Genomic DNA, 20,305 nt, shown 5'->3' on the forward strand with positions numbered 1-20,305 from the left:
AAACAGGCGAGGATCGCATGTCCGAAGTTCAACTACAGAACATAACCAAATCCTTTGGCGCGATGACGGTCATTCCCGACCTGAACCTGACCGTGCCGGATGGCTCTTTCACGGTATTGGTGGGGCCGTCGGGTTGCGGCAAGTCAACCTTGCTGCGGATCATCTCGGGTCTGGAGATGCCGAGCAGCGGTGATGTGCTGATCGGCGGGCAGGAGGTGACGCTGGAAGAGCCGTCAAAGCGGGGCATCTCGATGGTGTTCCAGTCCTATGCGCTATATCCGCATATGACGGTGGCCCAGAATATCGATTTCGGCTTGCGGCTGGCCAAGATGCCGACAACCGAACGCGAGGCCCGCGTGGCCGAGGCCGCCCGGATCCTCGCGCTCGAAGATTATCTCGACCGCAAGCCCGGCCAGCTCTCGGGCGGCAGCGTCAGCGCGTGGCCATCGGGCGATCCATCGTGCGTCACCCCAAGGTGTTCCTGTTCGACGAACCCTTGTCGAACCTGGACGCTGCGCTGCGCACCCAGATGCGGGTCGAACTCGCGCAATTGCACCAGTCGCTCGACGCGACAATGATCTATGTCACCCATGATCAGGTCGAGGCGATGACGCTGGCCGATCAGATCGTGGTCATGAATGCCGGGCGGATCGAGCAGGTCGGAGCGCCGATGGAGCTATATGATCGCCCGCAAACGGAATTCGTCGCGGGTTTCATCGGGTCACCGAAAATGAACCTTCTGCCCGGCTCGGCCATCGGGCGCGAAGAGGTGAAGACCGTGGGTATCCGCCCCGAACATATCACTGTCTCCGGCGAGGGCGGTGACTGGTCGGCCACCGCACAGGTGGTCGAGACATTGGGGGCGGATACGGTCGTTTACGCGAAGGTCGAAGGCATCGGCGATGTAACCGTGCGGCTGCCCGGGAATATCCGCCTGAAAGCAGGCGAGCGCCTTTCCCTGACCCCCGAACGCGAGAACCTGCATCTCTTCGGGCATGACGGCGCGCGGATGGAGGCGGTGCAATGACCGGGCTGGGCATCGGCATCATCGGCTGCGGTGTCATCAGCGACATCTATATGCAAAACGCCGCGATATTTCCGCAACTCTCGCTGCGTGCTGTTGCGGATCTTGTCCCGGAGGCCGCGCAGGCAAAGGCGGATGCCCATGGTGTCGCCGCGATGACCCCTGCCGAACTGCTGGCGCGCGACGATATCGACATCGTCCTGAACCTGACCATCCCCGCCGCCCATGTCGAGGTCGGCCTTGCCGCCCTTGATGCGGGCAAGCATGTCTATTCCGAAAAGCCGCTTGCAGGCAGCGTCCGCGAAGCGCGCCAGCTTGTCTTGGCGGCGGCGGAAAAGGGGCTGCGGATTGGCTGTGCGCCCGATACCTTCCTGGGCGGTGCCCATCAGACGGCGCGGGCCTTGCTGGATAGCGGCAGGATCGGCCGGGCAACGGCGGGGAGCGCGACATTGATGCTGCCGGGGCATGAACGCTGGCACCCCAATCCCGACTTCTACTATGCCGGACCGGGCGCGGGGCCGCTCTTCGACATGGGGCCGTATTACATCACCGCGATGCTGAACCTGCTGGGACCGGTCCGCCGGGTCAGCGCGCTTGCCTCGCGCGGGCGCGACCATCGGATCATCGCGCAAGGCCCCCGTGCGGGCGAAAGCGTGCCTGTCGAGGCCGCCACCCATGTCGCCGGTGTCATGGAATTCGCCAATGGCGCCCTTGTGCAGATCGTCACCAGCTTCGATGTCCGGGCGCATCGCCATTCTCCGCTGGAGCTCTACGGCACCGACGGCTCACTGCTGATCCCCGATCCGAACCGTTTCGACGGCGATGTGGAACTGTTCGACGGTGAGTGGTGTGTGCAGGACATGAACCATGCCCATGGCGACGGCAATTATCGCGGGCTGGGCCTGGCTGACATGGCCGCGGCGATCACCGAGGGGCGGCCGCACCGGGCCAATGGCGAATTGGCATTGCACGCGCTTGACGTGATCGAGTCGCTTCTCGCTTCGGCTGACAGCGGCAAGGCGGTGACGCTTTCCACAAGTTGCGAAAGGCCCGAAGCGCTCGCCCCAAGCGACCGGTTCGGGCAGATCGATTTTTCGGAGGCAAGATGAGCAACAAGACGGCACTGATCTTCTGGGGCGGCTGGCAGGGCCACGAGCCCGAAGCCTGCTCCCGCATCGTCGAGGAAATGCTGGCGAATGAAGGCTTCGACGTGCGGCGCGAGGAAGGCACGAAGGTACTGGCCGAGACCGATCTGGACCGGTTCGACCTGATCGTGCCGCTGGTGACACAGGTGCAGGTCGAAAAGGACGAATTGCAGAACCTGGTCGCAGCCATCGAGGGCGGAACCGGGCTGGGCGGTTTCCACGGCGGCATGGCCGACGCCTTCCGCATGGAACCGGCCTATCAGTTCATGACCGGCGGCCAATGGGTCGCCCATCCCGGCAACATCATCGATTACCGGGTCGAGATCGTTAAACCCGATGACCCGCTGGTCGCTGGAATCGGTGATTTCGATTATCGCTCCGAGCAGTATTTCATGCATGTCGATCCGTCGATCGAGGTTCTCGCGACCACGACATTCGATGGCGCGCACGCGCCCTGGACCAGGGGCACCGTGATGCCGGTGGTCTGGAAACATCGATACGGAGCCGCCCGGGTGTTCTATTCCTCGCTCGGCCATGTCGCCGCCGAATTCGAGGTGCCGCAGATGCGGGAAATCCTGCGCCGTGGCCTGATCTGGGCCGCGCGCTGACACGCGAAATACCGACCGCAAGCCGGTCGCTTCAACCATCAAAGGGATCATCATGAGCAATTTCTTCAAGGACATCGCCCCCATCCGCTATGAAGGCGCGGAAACCGACAACGAATTCGCGTTTCGCCATTACGACCCGGATGAAATCGTGCTTGGCAAGCGGCTGGAGGATCACCTGCGCTTCGCGGTGGCCTATTGGCACAGCTTTGCCTGGGAAGGCGGCGATCCTTTCGGCGGGCAGACCTTCGAGCGCCCGTGGTTCGGCAACACGATGGCGGATGCGAAGCTGAAAGCAGAGGTTGCCTTCGAGCTGTTTTCGATCCTCGGCCAGCCCTTCTTCTGCTTCCATGACGCAGATGTGCGGCCCGAAGGCGCGAGCTTTGCCGAAAGCCGCCGCAATCTCGATGAAATCGCCGACATCTTCGCCGCCAGGATGGAAGAGACCGGCACCCGGTTGCTATGGGGCACGGCAAACATGTTCTCGCATCGCCGCTGGATGGCGGGTGCCGCGACCAATCCCGACCCGGACGTGTTCGCCTATGCCGCTGCATCGGTAAAGGCCTGCATGGACGTGACCCACCGCCTTGGCGGCGAGAATTACGTGCTGTGGGGTGGGCGCGAAGGCTATGAGACGCTGCTGAACACCGATCTGGGGCGTGAGGCCGAACAGGCCGGGCGCTTCCTCGCGAAGGTCGTGGAATACAAGCACAAGATCGGCTTCAAGGGCACGATCCTGATCGAGCCGAAACCGCAGGAGCCGACCAAGCATCAATATGATTACGATGTCGGCACGATCTATGGCTTCCTGAAGCGCTTCGGGTTGGAAAACGAGGTCAAGCTGAATGTCGAGCAGGGCCATGCCATCCTTGCCGGACATTCCTTCGAGCATGAGCTTGCCCTTGCCGCGTCACTGGGCCTGCTTGGCTCGATCGACATGAACCGCAACGATTACCAGTCGGGATGGGACACCGACCAGTTCCCGAACAATGTCCCCGAGGTCGCGCTGGCCTATTACGAGGTTCTGAAGGCGGGGGGGTTCACCACCGGCGGGACGAATTACGATTCCAAGCTGCGGCGGCAATCCCTTGATCCCGAGGATCTGGTGCTGGCGCATGTCGGCGCGATGGATGTCTGCGCGCGCGGGCTGAAAGCCGCGGCGGCCATGCTGGAGGACGGTTTCCTGGAAAAGGCGCGCAGTGAGCGTTACGCAGGTTGGGAAACACCGCAGGCGCGGGCCATGCTGGACCAGCCGCTCGACGAGATCGCGGCGCAGGTCGAGGCCGGCAATCTCGATCCGCAGCCGCGCTCCGGGCGGCAGGAGCGGCTTGAGAACCGGGTGAACCGCTTCCTGTGATTTCACTCATGCAAGGGCAGGGGGCTCTCGTGATTCACCCCCCGCCTGCGAGAGGCTGGAAACCCTGCCGGAGCGTGCGGCGCATGACCAGCTTCGGTTCCAGCAGGATTTCCTTTGCCTCGTTCTTCTGCTCACCCGAGATCAGCCAGTTCACGCTTTCCGCCGCGATCTCCCCGATCGGTTGGGAAAAGGTGGTCAGCGCGTATCCTTCCCAACCGGCCTGGGCGATATCGTCGAAGCCGATCAATGACAGTTCGTCCGGGATCCTGATCCCGAACCGCCAGCGTGCGACATCGATGATCCCGCAGGCCATCAGGTCCGTCGTGCAGAAGATGCCGTCGGGCCGGTCGGACCGCGCAAGCAGCGCCATCGCCAGATCCTGCCCGGTCTCGTAGGATGTGGGGCCGCGCCGTTCCTCGATGAACTCGAATCCCGCTGCCCTCGCGGCCTCGCGGAACCCGCGTTCGCGCTCGGTCAGGCTGGGGGTATCGGCGGCGGAACTGGCCAGTCCCAGCCTCCGGCATCCCGCCGCCAGCAACAATGCCGCCGCGCGACGCCCCGCCTCGGCATCGTTCAGCCGCAGCCGGAGCGAGCCCGGCCGCTCCTCGTCGCGATTGATCAGCACCAGCCGCATCCCGTTGCGCAGGCAGGTCTCGGCCAGGGAGCGCGCGGGCATCCCGGACAGGAAGATCGCCGCATCGGTGCGGTAGCTGATCGCGTGACGCAATGCCTGCTCGACGCTGTCATCCGAGCGGTCGGTATTGATGGTCAGCGCCAGTTTCCCGGCCTGCTGCAATTTCTCGGTCAGCGCCGAAAGCAGGCAAGAGCGGTAGGGCGTGGAAAGTTCGGCGGCGATCAGGGCGACGATCCCGGTCTCGTTGCGGATCAGCCCGCTGGCCAGGCGGTTGACCTGGTAACCGAGTTGATCGGCGGCCTGCAAAATCCGTTCCCGCGTCTTGGGCGACAGGCTTGCCCCGGGGGTGAAGCACCGCGAGACCGCCGCCCGCGAGACCCCTGCAAGCTCGGCCACATCCTTTGCGCTGACGGCCTTCTTTACCAATGCTTTGTTCCTATGATGCACAGCTTCTCATTATCATATGAGGTTCATGTTTTCCATGTATAGCAGGGATTATTCTGCTTCCTATTGACAGAATTCCGATTCGCATGAAAGCTGTAATGAACAGCTTTGCAATAGTTGTTGTTTGGGGAAAGGGGAGGAAGAAGAAATGACAATCAGAACCGCAGCCATCGCAGCCGGGGCCGTTATCGCCCTGCCGGCATGGTCCGCCGGCGCCGCCGAATTGAACCTGATCTGCTCGGCCGATGTGGTGATTTGCGAACGGCTGGTCTCGGAATTCGAGGCGTCGCATTCCGATATCGGCGTGAACATGGTCCGCCTGTCTTCGGGCGAGGCCTATGCCAAGGTCCGGGCCGAGGCGCGCAATCCGCAGACCGACCTGTGGTGGGGCGGCACCGGGGATCCGCATCTCCAGGCCGCCGCCGACGGGCTGACGGCGGAATATGAATCGCCGATGCTGCCGGAACTGCGGGACTGGGCCGTCCAGCAAGCCGAGATCTCGGGCCATCGCACCGTCGGCGTCTATAGCGGTGCGCTTGGTTGGGGTTACAACACCCAGATCTTCGAGAAGAAGGGGCTGGCGAAGCCTGCCTGCTGGGCCGATCTGCTGGATCCTGCCCTGAAAGGCGAGATCCAGATCGCAGATCCGAATTCCTCGGGCACCGCCTATACGACGCTGGCCACGCTGGTGCAGATCATGGGCGAGGACGAGGCGTTCGATTACCTCAAGAAACTGGATGCCAATATCTCGCAATATACCAAGTCCGGCTCCGCCCCGGTCAAGGCGGCCGCGCGGGGAGAGGCGGGGCTGGGCATCGTCTTCATGCATGACGCGGTCTCGCAAAGCGTCGAAGGCTTTCCGGTCAAGACCATCGCGCCCTGCGAGGGCACCGGCTACGAGGTCGGCTCGATGTCGCTGATCGAAGGCGCAGTGAATCCCGACGAGGCCAAGGTCTTCTACGATTGGGTTCTCGGGGTGGATGTGCAGAACGTGATGCCCGAGGCGGGCTCCTATCAGATCCCGTCGAACAAGGAGGCCGTGGCCTCCGAGCATTCCCCCGACCTGTCGCAGATCAAGCTGATCGATTACGACTTCGCCGAATACGGCTCGTCCGAGCGGCGCAAGGCGCTGCTGGCGAGATGGGATTCCGAGATCGGCGGACAGGCATCCGAGTAAGACAGTGCCGGGATGCCACGCCATCCCGGCGGTTTCTCGGCAGGAGCCAGGACAGGTGAATCAATGAATGCTGACAACCGGCGGCTGGACCGGCTTTCATGGCTTGCGCTTTTGTCGCTGCTGCTGCTGCCCTGGTACAAGATCCGGGGCGGATTCTTCGGCTTCGGCTGGATCGGTGACGCCATCTCAGAACCCGATCTCTGGCCCGGCGCGTTCCAGGCGATCGCGGGGCGCTGGCAGCTATGGCCTGTCCTGCTGCTGCTCGTGGCGGCAACGGGCCTGCGTCTTACGCAACCCTCGGGCGGATTCCGGGGGCGCTGGCTAATCCGTATCGGCATCATGGGCCTGGTCTGGCTGGTGGCCGAGGGGCTGTCCTCGGGCATGCGCGGCTGGAACTGGAACCTGCTGGAAACCGTTTTCGGAGAGATCTCCGGCCAGCCCGCTTTCGGTGCGGGCGCGGTGGTCCTGGGGCTGTTCTTCACCTGCCTGATCTCTTTCGGCGCTGCCGAGCGCGGCGTGCTGAAGGGCGACGCCTTCGTTCTGACCTCTATCGCGGTGCTGATCCTGCTGGTCGCGGTGTTCGTCTTTTACCCGATCCTGTCGATCTTCACCGGCGCGTTCCAGGATTTCGACGGCTCGTTCACGACCGAAGGCGTCTTGCGCAATATCGATGATTCGAAGATCTGGAGCCTTTCCTGCCTGGCCGGGGGAAGCTGCGGGGTGGCATGGCGGACGCTGTTCCTGGCGATCTGCACGGCCAGTGCCACGACCCTGCTGGGACTGGCCTTTGCCCTGGTCGCGACCCGCACCCGCTTTCGCTTCAAGAAGAGCCTTCGCCTGCTGACGGTCCTGCCGATCATCACCCCGCCTTTCGTCGTCGGCCTCGCGCTGACCATGTTGCTGGGGCGGTCCGGCACGCTGACGCAACTGATCGAGGGGGCGACGGGGTGGGAACTGGGCCGGTGGCTCTATGGTCTCACCGGCATCTGGCTGGCGCAGGTGCTCAGCTTCACGCCGATCTCGTTTCTCGTCCTGATCGGCGTGGTCGAGGGGGTGAGTCCGTCGATGGAGGAAGCCTCGCAGACGCTGCGCGCCGGGCGCTGGCGGACATTCCGCAAGGTCTCGCTGCCGCTGATGGCGCCGGGACTGGCCAATGCCTTCCTGATCGGCTTCATCGAGAGCATGGCCGATTTCGGCAACCCGCTGGTGCTGGGCGGCTCGGGCGGCGTGCTGTCGACCGAGATCTTCTTTTCGGTCGTCGGCGCCCAGAACGATCCGTCGCGGGCCGCCGTGCTGGCGGCGATCCTGCTGTTCTTCACCCTGTCGGCCTTTTTGGCGCAGCGGCTCTGGCTGACCGGGCGCAATTTCGCCACCGTCGGCGGCAAGGGCGATGGCGGCACCCATGCGCTCTTGCCGGCGCGCGTTGCCTTTCCGGTGATCGGCATCGTGGCGCTCTGGAGCCTGTTCACCGTGATCGTCTACGCGATGATCCTGTTTGGCGGTTTCTTCAAGCTGTGGGGGCTGGATCACACGCTGACGCTGGACCATTACATCCGCGCCTTCGGGGTCAGCTTCGACGGCGGTTTCCGCTGGTCGGGCGTGGCCTGGAACAGTTTCTGGACCACCATGCTGATCGCGCTGATCGCGGCGCCGCTGACGGCGGCGGTGGGGCTGCTGACCGGCTGGCTGATCTCGCGGCAGCGCTTTCCCGGCAAGGCGGTGTTCGAGTTCATGCTGATGATGAGCTTTGCCATCCCCGGCACCGTCATCGGCATCAGCTATATCATGGCCTTCAACCTGCCGCCTATCCAGATGACCGGCACGGCGCTGATCCTCGTGTCCTGCTTCGTCTTCCGCAACATGCCGGTCGGCGTGCGCGGCAGCGTCGCCGCCATGGCGCAGCTCGACGGGAGCCTCGACGAGGCCTCGCTGACGCTTGGCGCGAATTCGGGCCGTACGCTCAGGCGGGTGATCCTGCCGCTTCTGCGCCCGGCGATCATGGCCGCGCTCGTCTATAGTTTCGTGCGTGCCATCACCTCGATCTCGGCGGTGATCTTCCTCGTCTCGGCCAAGTACAACATGGCGACCGCCTATATCGTCGGGCTGGTCGAGAACGGCCAATACGGGGTGGCCATCGCCTATTCCTCGGTGCTGATCGTGGTGATGATCACCGTGATCGGCGGCTTTCAATTCCTGGTCGGAGACCGCCGCCTGCGCCGCAGGCCAACCCCGCCCGTCAACAAGGAGGCAGCAGCGTGAGCAATCCCGAAAGAGGCGCGGTCGAGTTCCGGTCCGTGCGCAAGGATTACGGCGGCTTCACCGCCATCCCCGATCTGAACCTGCGGATCGAGCCCGGCGAACTGGTGACGCTGCTTGGCCCGTCCGGCTGCGGCAAGACCACGACATTGCGGATGCTGGCGGGGCTGGAAACACCGACAAGGGGCTCGGTTATGATCGGCGGGCAGGATGTGACGCGCCTGCCGCCCAATCGCCGCGATGTCACGATGGTGTTCCAGAGCTATGCGCTGTTTCCGCATATGACGGTGGCGCAGAACATCGCCTATGGGCTGGAATCGGGTGGCATGAAACCCGCGCAGGCCCGCGAGGCGGGAAATCGCGGGCTGGAACTGGTGGGCCTCGACGGCCTTGGGGACCGCCTGCCGTCCGAGCTTTCCGGCGGGCAGCAACAGCGGGTCGCAGTGGCCCGTGCGCTGGTGCTCGAGCCGCAGGTGCTGCTGCTGGACGAGCCGCTGTCCAATCTCGCGCCCGCTTGCGCCGCCGCGTCCGCACCGAGATCCGCGAGCTTCAGCAAAGGCTGGGTTTCACCGCGGTCTATGTCACCCATGACCAGGACGAGGCGCTGGCGGTTTCGGATCGCATTGTCGTCATGAAGGACGGGGAAATCGCCCAGTCCGGCACCCCGCGCGAGCTTTACGAGGCCCCCGCATCCGAGTTCATCGCGGATTTCATCGGCGAGGCGAATGTCATCGATTGCGAGATCCGCGAGGTGACAGGCGGTCTGGCCAGGATCCGCGTGGGCGGCGAGGAACTGACCCTTCCCGCCCGCGATATCCGCCCCGGTCCCGCCCGGCTGGCCGCACGCCCCAACGCCTTCACCGTCGGCTCTGATGGCGGGGGGATCGAGGGGCATGTCGTCAGCGCGGCCTATCTGGGCGACCACATCGAATACGAGATCGACGGCCCCGCCGGACGGCTTTTCGTCATCGACGGAGACCGCACCGAGGCGATTCCACCGGGAAAGCCGGTCGGGCTGCAATTCCGGGGCGGCGGCGTGGCGCTGATCGCATGAGGCAGGGAAGGGACAGGGGCAACATGATGACCGGGATCGATCTTGGCGCGCGGCTGGCGCAAACCGAAACCATCGCGCGGCAGGCGGGCGCCCGCGCCCTCGAACATTTCCGCCGCCGGGACAGCCTTGCCATCGAGACCAAGCGCAACCTCACCGACATGGTCTCGATCGCCGATCGCGAGGTCGAGACGATGATCCGCGACGCCCTGAGCGATGCCTTTCCCGCCGATGCGATGCTGGGGGAAGAGCATGGCCATGCATCGGGAGAGTCCGGGCTGACATGGGTGATCGATCCCATCGACGGGACCGCGCCTTTCCTCAACGGATTGCCGGGCTGGTGCGTCTCCATCGGGTTGATGGATGACAGCGGCCCCCTGCTTGGCGCGATCCATGCGCCGGTCCTGGACGAGATGTTTCTCGGTGCACGGGGTCATGGGGCATCGCTGAATGGCCGGCCGATCCATGTGACCGAACGTTTCGACCTGTCCTCGGGACTGCTCGGCTTGGGCGGCAATGACCGTGTCCCGCCCGCTCGCCTCGGCCAGCTTCACGGCGAACTGGCCGCCGAAGGAATAGCCTGGGTGCGTTACGGCTCTGGCGCGCTGATGCTGGCCTATGTCGCCGCCGGGCGGCTGGTCGGTTATTGCGAACCCCGGATGAGCCTGTGGGACTGCCTTGCCGCCTATGCGCTGATCGAGGCCGCGGGCGGCAAGGTCCTGCCCTTTCCCCCTGCCGCGCTGCAGGGCGCGCCCTTCGGCGTCATGGGTGCGACCGCCACGGATTATGACCGCCTCGCAGCACTGACCCGTTTCGAGGCGCCGGATTGGGAAGTCCTGGACCGCCGATGAGGCTTCGGCCGTGCCGGGGCCATGTGTGGAACAACGATCCGGGCATTGTTGCGGGCCGATAGTCGCGGACGTTTCCGACCTTGCCGGAAACGCCCTTCCTACGACCCTATTCCCGAACGGATCCGGTTGACGACAGTCCAGGCCATCATCACGCAGATGATTGGCAGTATCCATCGAAACCAGTCCGGCATGACGCCCAGAACCGCGATCCATGTTCCCAGGATGCCGAACACAAGGGCGCGGTCGCTCTTGCCCATCGGACCGTCATAACGTCGGCCATCGCCATGGACCGCGCCCAGGACACCCGCGAATTCGGTCAGCGCCGCGAGGAAGATCACCGCTCCGATCCAGACCGGCGAGAAGGGCGCGACCAGGGCAAAGGGAGCATAGAGCGCCGCGTCGGAAACGACATCGCCAATCTCGTTCAGGTGACCTCCGAGCGGGCTTTTCTGGCCATGTTCACGGGCGAGCATTCCGTCGATGGCGTTCAGTGCCATGCGCAGGAACATCCAGAGCGGTATGAGCAGGAATAAAACCCGTGCGGGATATTGCCACAACATGATACCGATCAAGACGGAGATCACCGCCGATAGGGTAGTGACCTGGTTCGCGGTCACGCCCGCCGCCGCCAAGCGGAGAACCGTTGGACGCAGCCTGTCCTGAAAGGAAGACTTGAGCTTGTAAATCGACATGAATATTCAACCTCGAAGATATCGATGCGATGAGGCCTGAAAAATCAACCTGAAACAACCCATTGCCGCCTGTTGGCGGTCCGGGCGGCGGCGATTTTTCATATCAGTGAATTTCGAACGACTTTTTTGACTCGCATGACTGGGGACGACAATCGATGCATGAAGGTAATTTCACGAGTCATGACGGCGCGGAGCTGTTCTACCGCGCCTGGCCTGCCCGCTCGGGCAATGCGCGGGGCGCCATCGTGCTGCTTCATCGCGGTCATGAACATGGCGGGCGGGTGGCCCATATCGCCGAGGAACTCGGGCTCGACGATTTCGCCTTCTATGCCTGGGATGCCCGCGGTCACGGCCGTTCCCCGGGCGAGCGGGGCCATTCGCCATCCTTCGCCCATTCGGTGCGCGATCTCGACTGCTTCATCCGCCATATAGGCGAGACCGGCGGCTTTGCGACAGACCGGATCGCCGTCGTCGCCCAAAGCGTCGGCGCGGTGCTGGCGGCAACCTGGGTGCATGATTATGCGCCGGGTATCCGCGCATTGGTGCTCGCCTCGCCCGCCTTCGATGTGAAGCTCTATGTGCCTTTCGCACGGCAGGGCATCGCGCTCTGGCAAAAGCTGAAGGGCAGGTTCTTCGTCAATTCCTACGTCAAGGCGCGTTTCCTGACGCATGATCCAGAGCGCATCGCCTCGTTCGAGGCCGATCCGCTGATCACCCGTCCCATCGCCTCGAATATCCTGCTGGAACTTTACGAGTCGGCGGATCGCGTGGTGGCCGATGCACGCGCGATCACGGTGCCGACGCAGATTCTGATTTCAGGCAGCGATTTCGTCGTCCGTCACACGCCACAGCACCGTTCTTCGAAAATCTCGGCGGCACTGTCAAGGAACGCCATATTCTGCCCGGTTTCTATCACGACACCCTGGGCGAAAAGGATCGCGCCAAGGCGCTGGACAAGGTCCGGAGCTTCATCACCGCGCGCTTCGACGAACCGCCCGTGGCGGCGGATCTGCGGCAGGCGCATCTTTCCGGCTATACGCGCGACGAGGCCGACCGGCTTGCGACACCGCTTGCGCCTCTTTCTCCGCGCGGGTTCTACTGGGCGATGACGCGTGCATCGATCCGTCTCGGCGGCCTCTTTTCAAACGGCATCGCCACGGGCATACGCACCGGCTTCGATTCCGGATCGACGCTGGATTATGTCTATGAGGACGAGGCGAGGGGCCTCGGTCCCTTCGGACGGTTCATCGACCGGCAGTTCCTCGACGTCATCGGCTGGCGCGGCATAAGGCAGCGCAAGATTCACCTGGAGGAACTGATCGGAAAGGCGTTCGCGCGGCTGAAGGCCGAGGGAAAGCCGCTGCGAGTCCTCGACATCGCCGCCGGGCACGGGCGTTATGTGCTCGATGCCGTTGCCGCTTCCGACGTCAGGCCCGAAAACATCCGCCTTCAGGATTATTCGCCGATCAACGTGGAAAAGGGCTCGGCGCTGATTGCCGAGCGCTGGTTGCAGGATGTCGCCTCCTTCCATCGTGCCGACGCCTTCGACACAGAGGCGCTTGCAGGCGTGGAGCCAGGGCCGACCCTCGCCATCACCTCTGGCCTTTACGAGCTTTTCCCCGACAACGCCCTGATCGAAGCCTCGCTTGCGGGGTTGTCGCGGGCGATGGAGCCGGGATCGCTGCTCCTTTACACGGGCCAGCCCTGGCATCCGCAGCTCGAAATGATCGCGCGGGCGCTCACCTCCCATCGCGGTGGCGAGGCCTGGATCATGCGGCGGCGGACCCAGCAGGAGATGGACCAGCTTGTCGCCGCCGCCGGGTTCCGCAAGATCGAGCAGCGTATCGACAAATGGGGTATTTTCACCGTCTCACTGGCAGAGCGTATCTGAGGCCGGCGATGAGAGAGGATACCGCATCCATTCAGGCTGCCGACCGCCGCGCCGTGTTCCGGGTGGCGGCGCTCTGGCTCGCCTTTCTCGCACCGTTCTTCTACCTGACCTATGGCACGGCGAATTGGCTCGCCTCCGTCAGGCCGGGCGTGCCGAACCTCGCCTTTGACTGGGAGGCGCATATTCCATTCATCGCCTGGACCATCATTCCCTATTGGTCGATCAATGCCTTCTACGCGCTTTCGCTTTTCGTCAATGACAGGCCGGAGGATGTCGGGCGACTGGCGCGGCGCTATCTTGCGGCACAGGTCGTCGCTGTTACCTGCTTTGTCGCCTTTCCCTTGCAGGCGATCTTCGTGCGGCCCGAGACGCATGGGCTGCCCGGTTTCATGTTCGATGTGCTTGGCGGCTTCGACAAGCCGTTCAACCAGGCGCCGTCCCTGCATATCGCGCTTCTGGTCATCATCTGGGACCATTGGCGCAGGCGGCTTGGCCGGACATGGCGCGTCATCTGGCATCTATGGAGCCTGCTGATCGGCCTTTCGGTGCTGACCACATGGCAGCATCACGTCATCGACATCCCGACTGGCATGCTGCTCGGCCTTTTCGCGCTCTGGCTGTTTCCGGCGGGGCGACCCTCGCCGCTTGCCGGGTTCCGGCTGACAAGGGACGCAAGAGCCCGAAGGCTCGCGGTCCGCTATGCGGGCGCTGCGGTTCTCCTTCTTGCCCTGACCGTAGCGGTGACACTCGGTTCCGGGGCGGGCCTGCTGCTGCTCTGGCCCGCGCTTGCCCTTGCCATCGTCGCGTTCGGCTATGCCGGAGCCGATGAGCGCGTGTTCATGAAGGGCGCTGATGGCCGGATCGGCTTTGCCGGCCGCTGGCTGCTCTGGCCCTATCGGCAGGGGGTGCGGCTGAATATCCGCTGGTGGACGCGGAGCCTGGCACCGGCGACAGAAATTGCGGAGGGCATCTTTCTCGGCCGCATGCCGGTACGGCGCGAGCTTGCCGCCTATGCTTCGGTCATCGACATGACGGCGGAACTGCCGGGCTTGCCTGCTCCCGGCCTTGCATGGCGGGCATTTCCCTCGCTGGACCTGTTGCCCGTGCCAGCTGCCCGCATCCGCGAGGCGGCCAGCGCGGTCGAGGCGGCACGCGGACCAGGCCCGGTGCTCATCTGCTGCGCGCTCGGTTTCCAGCGCAGCGCCGTGGTCGCGGCCTGCTGGCTGCTGCGCGCGGGTCTTGCGACGGATGCCGCTGCCGCCGTGGCGCGGATCAGGGATACGGGCAGGCCGGTCCATCTGCCCATCGAAGCCCATGCCGCGATCGAACGGGCCGCGCGATGACGGCGGCGGGAATGCCGATGGCCGATGCGGCCCGCCGCCTTCGGCGCAACGGTCTTGCCGGCGGGGCGATGGCACTGCTGATCCTTGCTCTCGCGCCGCCGACAGCCGGGGTTCACGGCTTTGCGGGGCCATTGGCATGGTGGCTGCTGCTCGCCCTCTGCCTCGTGTCGCTGGCCTTCTCTGTCCATCTCCTGTTCGACGCGGCACTCTTCCGGCTCGGGGCATCTCACGATGCTGAGGATGTTGGCCTCGCGGCCATCGACGACGTGCTGTCGCGCACGGGGCTCCGCGCGCCGGGCGGAGTTGCGAAGACCCTGCCGGAACGCCTTGCGGGATGCGCGCGCCTCCTCCGGTTGCAGCGGATCTCGCTCCTGACCGGTCTCGCGCTTTATGTCATCCTGATTCTCGGGGCCATGAACGGGGACGGGGTCAGGCTTGTTTCGCCCTGAACGGCAATAGGCGACACAAAGGCGAGTTGCCGGTTCACATCCCCTGACCGCCCGGCTCAGACATCCAGTTCTTCGACGAAACGCGCGTTTTCCTGGATATACTGGAACCGCAGCTCGGGTTTCTTGCCCATCAGCCGCTCGACCAGATCGCCGGTTTCGCCTCCGGCCTCTTCATCGATGCTCACGCGGATCAGCCTGCGCGTCTCGGGATTCATCGTGGTGTCCTTCAGATCCTTGGCGTCCATCTCGCCCAGGCCCTTGAAGCGCTGCATGTCGATCTTGCCCTTGCCGTCCAGCCCCTTGGCCAGCAAGCGCTCCTTCTCGGCGTCGTCCGAGACATAGACGCGGTTCGCCCCCTGTGTCAGCCGGTAAAGCGGCGGGCAGGCAAGATAGAGATGGCCCTTGTCGATCAGTGGCCGCATCTGGGTGAAGAAGAAAGTCATCAGCAGGCTGGCGATATGGGCGCCATCGACATCGGCATCGGTCATGATGATGATCTTGTCATAGCGCAGTTCATCAAGGTTGAACCGCGTCCCCATGCCAGTGCCAAGGGCCTGGCAGAGATCGTTGATCTCCTGGTTCGCGCCCATCTTGCTGGAGGCCGCGCCGAGCACGTTCAGGATCTTGCCGCGGAGCGGCAGAAGCGCCTGGTTCTTGCGGTCGCGCGCCATCTTGGCGCTGCCACCCGCCGAGTCGCCCTCGACGATGAACAGCTCGGTTCCCTCGCGGGCGGAGTTCGAGCAATCGACCAGCTTGCCGGGAAGCCGCAGCTTCTTGGTCGCGGATTTGCGGGCGGTTTCCTTTTCCTGCCGGCGGCGCAGCCGTTCCTCGGCCCGCAGGACCAGGAAATCGAGGATCGCCCCCGCCGATTTCGTATCCGCCGCCAGCCAGTTGTCGAAATGGTCGCGCACCGCGTTCTCGACCAACCGCTGCGCCTCGGTCGTGGCCAGCCGGTCCTTGGTCTGGCCGACGAATTCGGGCTCTCGGATGAAACAGGAGACCAGAGCACAGCCGCCGGTCAGCAAATCTTCGCGGGTGATCTGGGCTGCCTTCTTGTTGTTCACCAGCTCGCCATAGGCGCGGACGCCCTTGAGGATCGCGGCCCAGAAACCGGCCTCATGGGTGCCGCCCTCGGGTGTGGGCACGGTGTTGCAATAGGACTGGATGAAACCATCGCGCGAAGGCGTCCAGTTGATCGCCCAATCGACCTTGCCCGGCGCGTTGAAGCGCTTGAAATCGACGGTTCCGGCAAAGGGGCGCTCGGAATAGGTAGACGCGCCGTCAAGCGTCTCGCCCAGGTAATCGGCCAGCCCCCCGGGGAAGTGGAAGACCGCTTCCATGGGCGTGTCGTCTTCCTCGATCTCGGATTTCCAGCGGATCTCGACGCCCGAGAACAGATAGGCCTTGGATTTCACCATCTTCAGCAGCCGGGCGGGCTTGAAGCGGTGATGGCCGAAGATCTCGGCATCGGGGTGGAAGGTGGTGGTGGTGCCGCGGCGGTTCGGGGCGGCACCCAGTTTCTCGACCGGGCCAAGCGGAACCCCGCGCGAGAAGCTTTGCTGGAACAATTCGCGGTTGCGCGCGACCTGCACCACCAGGCTGTCGGAGAGCGCGTTCACCACCGAGGCGCCAACGCCGTGGAGGCCGCCCGAGGTCTCGTAGGAATCGCCCGAGAACTTGCCGCCCGCATGCAGGGTGCAGAGGATCACCTCCAGCGCCGATTTGCCGGGAAACTTGGGATGCGGATCGATCGGGATACCGCGGCCGTTGTCGCGGACGACGACGCTGTTATCGGCGAGCAGTTCGACCTCGATCCGGGTGGCATGACCGGCCACCGCCTCGTCCATGGAGTTGTCGAGGATCTCGGCGACCATGTGATGCAGCGCACGTTCATCCGTGCCGCCGATATACATGCCGGGGCGCTTGCGGACAGGTTCCAGCCCCTCCAGAACCTCGATGGACGAGGCGGAATAGCTGTCGACGCTGATGTCGGCGGCGGAGAGAAGATCATCTGCCATCTGGACTGCTCGTTTCTTTTACGTGTTTGACGGACTATCTCATGCGAGGGGTCATCGGCGCAAGGGCTTGTGGGGCAGGGGAGCGCCTGCGCAAGTGCTTGCGGAAGGTCAGGCGGTGCCGCGCAGCCATTCGGCCAGGTCGCCATCGTCGATCAACCCTTGGGCAAGGGCGATGATCTTCTGGCCGATTTCCTCTGCCGACCAGGTGATCTGCACGCCGTTGAGATCGAGAAAGGCGTCCATGGACTGATGTGCGGTCCGCTTGTTCGCGTCGTTGAAGCAATGACCCTGCGAGATGGCCATGGCATACATGGCCGCGATATCGAACAAGTCGTCAACCATCCCGTAGGCAATGCGGTTCTCAACCCGGGCAAGGGCTGAATCCAGGGATTTGTTCATGGCCATTCCAGGCAATTCGCCGGGATTGAGAACCTCGTCATGGATCGCCTCGACCAGTTCGGCGGTCAGAAGGAGCAATTCCATTACTTGTCTTTCAGATAATCCAGCACAGGTTGATTGACTGCCCGCCGACGCCGCAGCGATTCCATCACCTCTTCGCGGGTCGCGTGGCGATGCTGTCCCTTGTCGGTCGCCTCTTCGGGCACGAGATAGCCGACAAGCTGCGAATTCTTCAGGATCGCCACCGGCTTGCCGCCCGAGCGTTCCAGCACCTTATGCGGTTCACGCAGTTCGGTCATGGTGCAGATATGGTTGGTCAGCAGGCGGGTCATGGCGGCATCCTTTCAGATGCCATTATATTGCATATTCCAGTGCATATTTCAATGGCTATGCAGGTTCGGCATTCCGTGCCTCCCACATCTTCTGGAATGCCGGGCGGGTCTGGCAATCCGCCAGCCATGCCTGGATCGCGCCGAAGCGTTCCATCAGCGGATCGAAGCTTTGGGCATAGCGCAGCACCTCTGCCATGTTGATATCGGCAACGGTAAAGCGCCCGCCAACCATATGGCTATGCGTCGCGAGATGGTTTTCCACCACGCGCAAGGGCCGGATCAGCCGCTCGGCGGCGTTCCTGACCGCGGCCTGATCGCTGGCCGACAGGGTCTTGCCGGAGCCGTGCAGATAAAGCAGCGTCAACGCGTCGGGCTCGATGGCGGTGGCGGCGTAGAAGCTCCACTGCATCATCAGCGCGTCCTCCTGCGGATCGGCGGGGCCGAAGGGCTGGCCGTATTTGCGCGCCAGGTACAGCGTGCAGGCCATCGATTCGCTCAGGATCAGCCCGCCATCCTCGATCACCGGGATGGCGCTGGCGGGCGACAGGGCAAGAAATTGCGGCGAGCGGGTGTTCAGCGGCGCGTCCGGCGCATCGGGATCGGGCAGGCGATAGGCCTGGATCACCGGGACCTGTTCGAATTCGATGCCGATCTCGTGGCACAGCCAGATAATGCGCGAGGCGCGCGAGCGGGTGACGCCGTGGATGGTCAGCATGGAAAGCTCTCCTCTTTACATATCGACGGCATGATGAGGGGATGTGACGCGGGACCGGGGGGAGCTGTCAAGCCGATTCATATTTCATGCTTTGTCAGGCAGCCGTGAATTGCATTGGCGCCGCAAGCGAATTAACAGAAGGCGCAGTTCCGCGCGAGGTCTGCACGTGTCATCCCACCGCCTGATTGCCGCTTTGTGCCTGTCACTGTCGCCCGCCGCGGCATTGGCGCATCCGCATGTCTATATCGATGCCGGGCTGAAGCTGATCCTTGACGACAGCGGCGCCCTGACGGGGTTCGAGGTCGAGTGGAGCTATGACGAGCTGTATTCGCTCCTGATCATCGAGGATATGGGGCTGGACCAGGATGGCGACGGCATCCTGACCGAGGAGGAGAACGCCCTGATCCAGGGATTCGACGCCGATTGGGAGCCGGGTTTCGACGGTCGGCTGTATCCGCGCATGGATGGCGTGCCCGTCGCTCTTGAAGACGTGCGGGACTTCACGGCGGAATACCGTGACGGGCGGCTGATCTCGCGTCATCTGCATCCGCTGGCCGAGCCGCTTCCGATGGAGGCCCCGTTGAAGGTTCAGGTTTACGATCCGGAATTCTACGTGGATTTCTCGATGCCGGGGGCGCCGGTGGTCGAGGGGCGCACGGATTGCGAGGTCGAATTGATCCCGGGCGATCCCTCTGCCGCGCCCGATGCCTATCGCGAGGCGATCGAGGCGGTTCTGGGCAGCGGGGCCGATCCGGCAGATGCGGATGTCGTGACCGTCGATATCGGCTCGGCCGGGGCCGACGAGGCCGATATCCGCTGCGGCGCGGGGGCGGATGAATGACGCGGATCACCATCCGCATCCTGGCCGTCACCGGGCTGCTGGTCGCCGCCATCGTGCTGATCCTGTGGCAAAGCGGTGGTCTGGCCGGGTTGCAGCAATGGGCCGCGATGCAGCAGCGCGAGGCGCAGACGCTGATGGCCGGTGCGTTGCGCCGTCTGCGGGCCGGTGATCCGGGGGCGAACTGGGCGCTGATGTCGGTCTGTTTCGGCTATGGCTTCCTGCATGCGGTCGGACCGGGACATGGCAAGGTGCTGATCGGAGGATACGGCTTCGGCACCAAGGTTGCCCTGGGACGGCTTGCGCTTCTGTCCGTGGCCGCCTCGCTGGCGCAGGCGATGACGGCGGTGCTCTTGGTCTGGGGCGGGCTGACGATTTTCGATCTGTCGCGAGAGGCGCTGACCGACCTGACCGAGGACAGCATGGCCGATATCAGCGCCGCGATGATCGGCTGCGTCGGGCTGTGGCTGGCATGGCGCGGGCTGCGGATGCTGCTCCGGGCCGGCCGGGCGGCGCAGGCGCAGCATCACCATCACCATCACCATCATGTCCATGATGCCGATTGCGGCTGCGGTCATGCCCATGGTCCCAGCATCGAGGAAGCTGCCGCCACCCGCTCGCTGCGCGATGCGGTTGCGCTGATCGCGGGTATCGCCGCGCGTCCCTGCACCGGGGCGGTATTCCTGCTGCTGCTGACATGGCGGATGGGGTTCTTTCCCGCAGGGATCGCCGGGGCCATGGCGATGGGGCTGGGCACGGCCTCGGTTACGCTGGCGGTGGCAATGCTGTCGGTCTGGGCGCGCGAGGGCAGTTTCGCGATGATCCCCGAAACCGGCCCGCTGGCCGCGATGGCCCGCTGGCTGCCCGGGATCCTGCAGCTTGCCGCCGGGGCGGTGGTGGCTATCGTCGCCATGACTTTGCTGGCATAATTGGCCTGGACATGGTTCCGCACAGGCCGGAACTGTTCGGGCGGGTGCGTCTTGCGATCCGCTGACGGGCGCCCGCTCTCATCCCAAGGTGGGATCGGTGATACAGATGCTTGCGCTGCGGTGCAGCATCGCTAGGATGCGCCAAACCGACGATA

At 64.1% G+C, this 20,305-nt stretch carries 20 protein-coding genes and 1 pseudogene; 15 read left to right on the forward strand and 6 right to left on the reverse strand.

The window, feature by feature from the left end:
• Nucleotides 1-17: 17 nt before the first annotated feature.
• From A7A09_RS04650 to xylA, 4 genes and pseudogenes are all read left to right on the forward strand, one after another.
• Nucleotides 18-1,027: pseudogene (locus A7A09_RS04650) on the forward strand (ABC transporter ATP-binding protein).
• Nucleotides 1,024-2,133, forward strand: coding sequence for a Gfo/Idh/MocA family protein (locus tag A7A09_RS04655; protein WP_106690291.1), 1,110 nt, complete (start codon nucleotides 1,024-1,026; stop codon nucleotides 2,131-2,133). The pseudogene A7A09_RS04650 and the gene A7A09_RS04655 overlap by 4 nt, the downstream one beginning before the upstream one ends.
• On the forward strand, nucleotides 2,130-2,777 hold the full coding sequence (locus A7A09_RS04660; protein WP_106690292.1) for a ThuA domain-containing protein: 648 nt from the start codon (nucleotides 2,130-2,132) through the stop codon (nucleotides 2,775-2,777). Before A7A09_RS04655 ends, A7A09_RS04660 begins: the two co-directional genes overlap by 4 nt.
• A 52-nt stretch (nucleotides 2,778-2,829) precedes the next feature.
• On the forward strand, nucleotides 2,830-4,131 hold the full coding sequence (xylA, locus tag A7A09_RS04665; RefSeq protein WP_106690293.1) for a xylose isomerase: 1,302 nt from the start codon (nucleotides 2,830-2,832) through the stop codon (nucleotides 4,129-4,131).
• Between the two features lie 34 nt (nucleotides 4,132-4,165).
• On the opposite strand, the gene A7A09_RS04670 is transcribed toward xylA, so the two are convergent.
• The gene (locus tag A7A09_RS04670) at nucleotides 4,166-5,191 is read right to left on the reverse strand and encodes a LacI family DNA-binding transcriptional regulator (RefSeq protein WP_106690294.1); all 1,026 of its coding nucleotides are present in this window, start codon (nucleotides 5,189-5,191) and stop codon (nucleotides 4,166-4,168) included.
• Nucleotides 5,192-5,357: 166 nt separating this feature from the next.
• Between A7A09_RS04670 and A7A09_RS04675 the strand changes: the two genes are divergently transcribed.
• The 5 genes from A7A09_RS04675 to A7A09_RS04690 all read left to right on the forward strand — a co-directional run bounded on the left by A7A09_RS04675 (nucleotide 5,358) and on the right by A7A09_RS04690 (nucleotide 10,544).
• On the forward strand, nucleotides 5,358-6,386 hold the full coding sequence (locus A7A09_RS04675) for an ABC transporter substrate-binding protein (RefSeq protein WP_106690295.1): 1,029 nt from the start codon (nucleotides 5,358-5,360) through the stop codon (nucleotides 6,384-6,386).
• Between the two features lie 63 nt (nucleotides 6,387-6,449).
• The gene (locus A7A09_RS04680) at nucleotides 6,450-8,645 is read left to right on the forward strand and encodes an ABC transporter permease (RefSeq protein ID WP_106690296.1); all 2,196 of its coding nucleotides are present in this window, start codon (nucleotides 6,450-6,452) and stop codon (nucleotides 8,643-8,645) included.
• The gene (locus A7A09_RS21990; protein WP_366465446.1) at nucleotides 8,642-9,277 is read left to right on the forward strand and encodes an ABC transporter ATP-binding protein; all 636 of its coding nucleotides are present in this window, start codon (nucleotides 8,642-8,644) and stop codon (nucleotides 9,275-9,277) included. Before A7A09_RS04680 ends, A7A09_RS21990 begins: the two co-directional genes overlap by 4 nt.
• Entirely contained in the window at nucleotides 9,274-9,696 is a 423-nt protein-coding gene (locus A7A09_RS21995) for a TOBE domain-containing protein (RefSeq protein ID WP_366465448.1), read from the forward strand. Before A7A09_RS21990 ends, A7A09_RS21995 begins: the two co-directional genes overlap by 4 nt.
• 26 nt (nucleotides 9,697-9,722) lie before the next feature.
• Nucleotides 9,723-10,544 carry an inositol monophosphatase family protein gene (locus A7A09_RS04690; RefSeq protein WP_106690450.1) on the forward strand — a complete coding sequence of 274 codons (822 nt, stop codon included), beginning with the start codon at nucleotides 9,723-9,725 and terminating at the stop codon, nucleotides 10,542-10,544.
• Nucleotides 10,545-10,642: 98 nt separating this feature from the next.
• Here the strand turns inward: A7A09_RS04690 and A7A09_RS04695 are convergent, their stop codons facing one another.
• On the reverse strand, nucleotides 10,643-11,236 hold the full coding sequence (locus A7A09_RS04695) for a CDP-alcohol phosphatidyltransferase family protein (RefSeq protein WP_106690297.1): 594 nt from the start codon (nucleotides 11,234-11,236) through the stop codon (nucleotides 10,643-10,645).
• 155 nt (nucleotides 11,237-11,391) lie between these two features.
• Between A7A09_RS04695 and A7A09_RS21000 the strand changes: the two genes are divergently transcribed.
• From A7A09_RS21000 to A7A09_RS04710, 4 genes are read left to right on the forward strand one after another with little or no spacing between them, the layout of a single operon-like run.
• A complete protein-coding gene (locus A7A09_RS21000) occupies nucleotides 11,392-12,345 on the forward strand; it encodes an alpha/beta hydrolase (protein ID WP_211341037.1) in 954 nt (317 codons plus the stop codon).
• Nucleotides 12,234-13,127, forward strand: coding sequence for a class I SAM-dependent methyltransferase family protein (locus A7A09_RS21005; RefSeq protein WP_211341038.1), 894 nt, complete (start codon nucleotides 12,234-12,236; stop codon nucleotides 13,125-13,127). Before A7A09_RS21000 ends, A7A09_RS21005 begins: the two co-directional genes overlap by 112 nt.
• Before the next feature lie 8 nt (nucleotides 13,128-13,135).
• Nucleotides 13,136-14,470, forward strand: coding sequence for a phosphatase PAP2/dual specificity phosphatase family protein (locus A7A09_RS04705; protein ID WP_106690298.1), 1,335 nt, complete (start codon nucleotides 13,136-13,138; stop codon nucleotides 14,468-14,470).
• A gap of 17 nt (nucleotides 14,471-14,487) precedes the next feature.
• Nucleotides 14,488-14,919: a hypothetical protein gene (locus A7A09_RS04710; protein WP_211341039.1), complete on the forward strand. Its 432-nt coding sequence runs from the start codon at nucleotides 14,488-14,490 to the stop codon at nucleotides 14,917-14,919.
• A 56-nt stretch (nucleotides 14,920-14,975) separates the two neighbouring features.
• On the opposite strand, the gene parE is transcribed toward A7A09_RS04710, so the two are convergent.
• From parE to A7A09_RS04730, 4 genes are all read right to left on the reverse strand, one after another.
• The gene (parE, locus tag A7A09_RS04715; RefSeq protein ID WP_106690300.1) at nucleotides 14,976-16,937 is read right to left on the reverse strand and encodes a DNA topoisomerase IV subunit B; all 1,962 of its coding nucleotides are present in this window, start codon (nucleotides 16,935-16,937) and stop codon (nucleotides 14,976-14,978) included.
• Between the two features lie 108 nt (nucleotides 16,938-17,045).
• Nucleotides 17,046-17,420: a type II toxin-antitoxin system death-on-curing family toxin gene (locus tag A7A09_RS04720; RefSeq protein WP_106690301.1), complete on the reverse strand. Its 375-nt coding sequence runs from the start codon at nucleotides 17,418-17,420 to the stop codon at nucleotides 17,046-17,048.
• Nucleotides 17,420-17,668: a type II toxin-antitoxin system Phd/YefM family antitoxin gene (locus A7A09_RS04725; protein ID WP_076523053.1), complete on the reverse strand. Its 249-nt coding sequence runs from the start codon at nucleotides 17,666-17,668 to the stop codon at nucleotides 17,420-17,422. The genes A7A09_RS04720 and A7A09_RS04725 overlap by 1 nt, the downstream gene beginning before the upstream one ends.
• A gap of 55 nt (nucleotides 17,669-17,723) precedes the next feature.
• The gene (locus tag A7A09_RS04730; RefSeq protein WP_106690302.1) at nucleotides 17,724-18,383 is read right to left on the reverse strand and encodes a glutathione S-transferase family protein; all 660 of its coding nucleotides are present in this window, start codon (nucleotides 18,381-18,383) and stop codon (nucleotides 17,724-17,726) included.
• Between the two features lie 166 nt (nucleotides 18,384-18,549).
• Here A7A09_RS04730 and A7A09_RS04735 point away from each other — a divergent pair, with 166 nt between their 5' ends.
• Together A7A09_RS04735 and A7A09_RS04740 are read left to right on the forward strand one after the other, a co-directional pair.
• The gene (locus A7A09_RS04735; protein WP_170167016.1) at nucleotides 18,550-19,224 is read left to right on the forward strand and encodes a DUF1007 family protein; all 675 of its coding nucleotides are present in this window, start codon (nucleotides 18,550-18,552) and stop codon (nucleotides 19,222-19,224) included.
• Nucleotides 19,221-20,150 carry a nickel/cobalt transporter gene (locus A7A09_RS04740; RefSeq protein ID WP_106690304.1) on the forward strand — a complete coding sequence of 310 codons (930 nt, stop codon included), beginning with the start codon at nucleotides 19,221-19,223 and terminating at the stop codon, nucleotides 20,148-20,150. Before A7A09_RS04735 ends, A7A09_RS04740 begins: the two co-directional genes overlap by 4 nt.
• The last annotated feature ends 155 nt before the right edge of the window (nucleotides 20,151-20,305 follow it).

Origin of the sequence: Paracoccus methylarcula (assembly GCF_003007735.2) — a bacterium.
GTDB classification, from domain to species: domain Bacteria; phylum Pseudomonadota; class Alphaproteobacteria; order Rhodobacterales; family Rhodobacteraceae; genus Paracoccus; species Paracoccus methylarcula.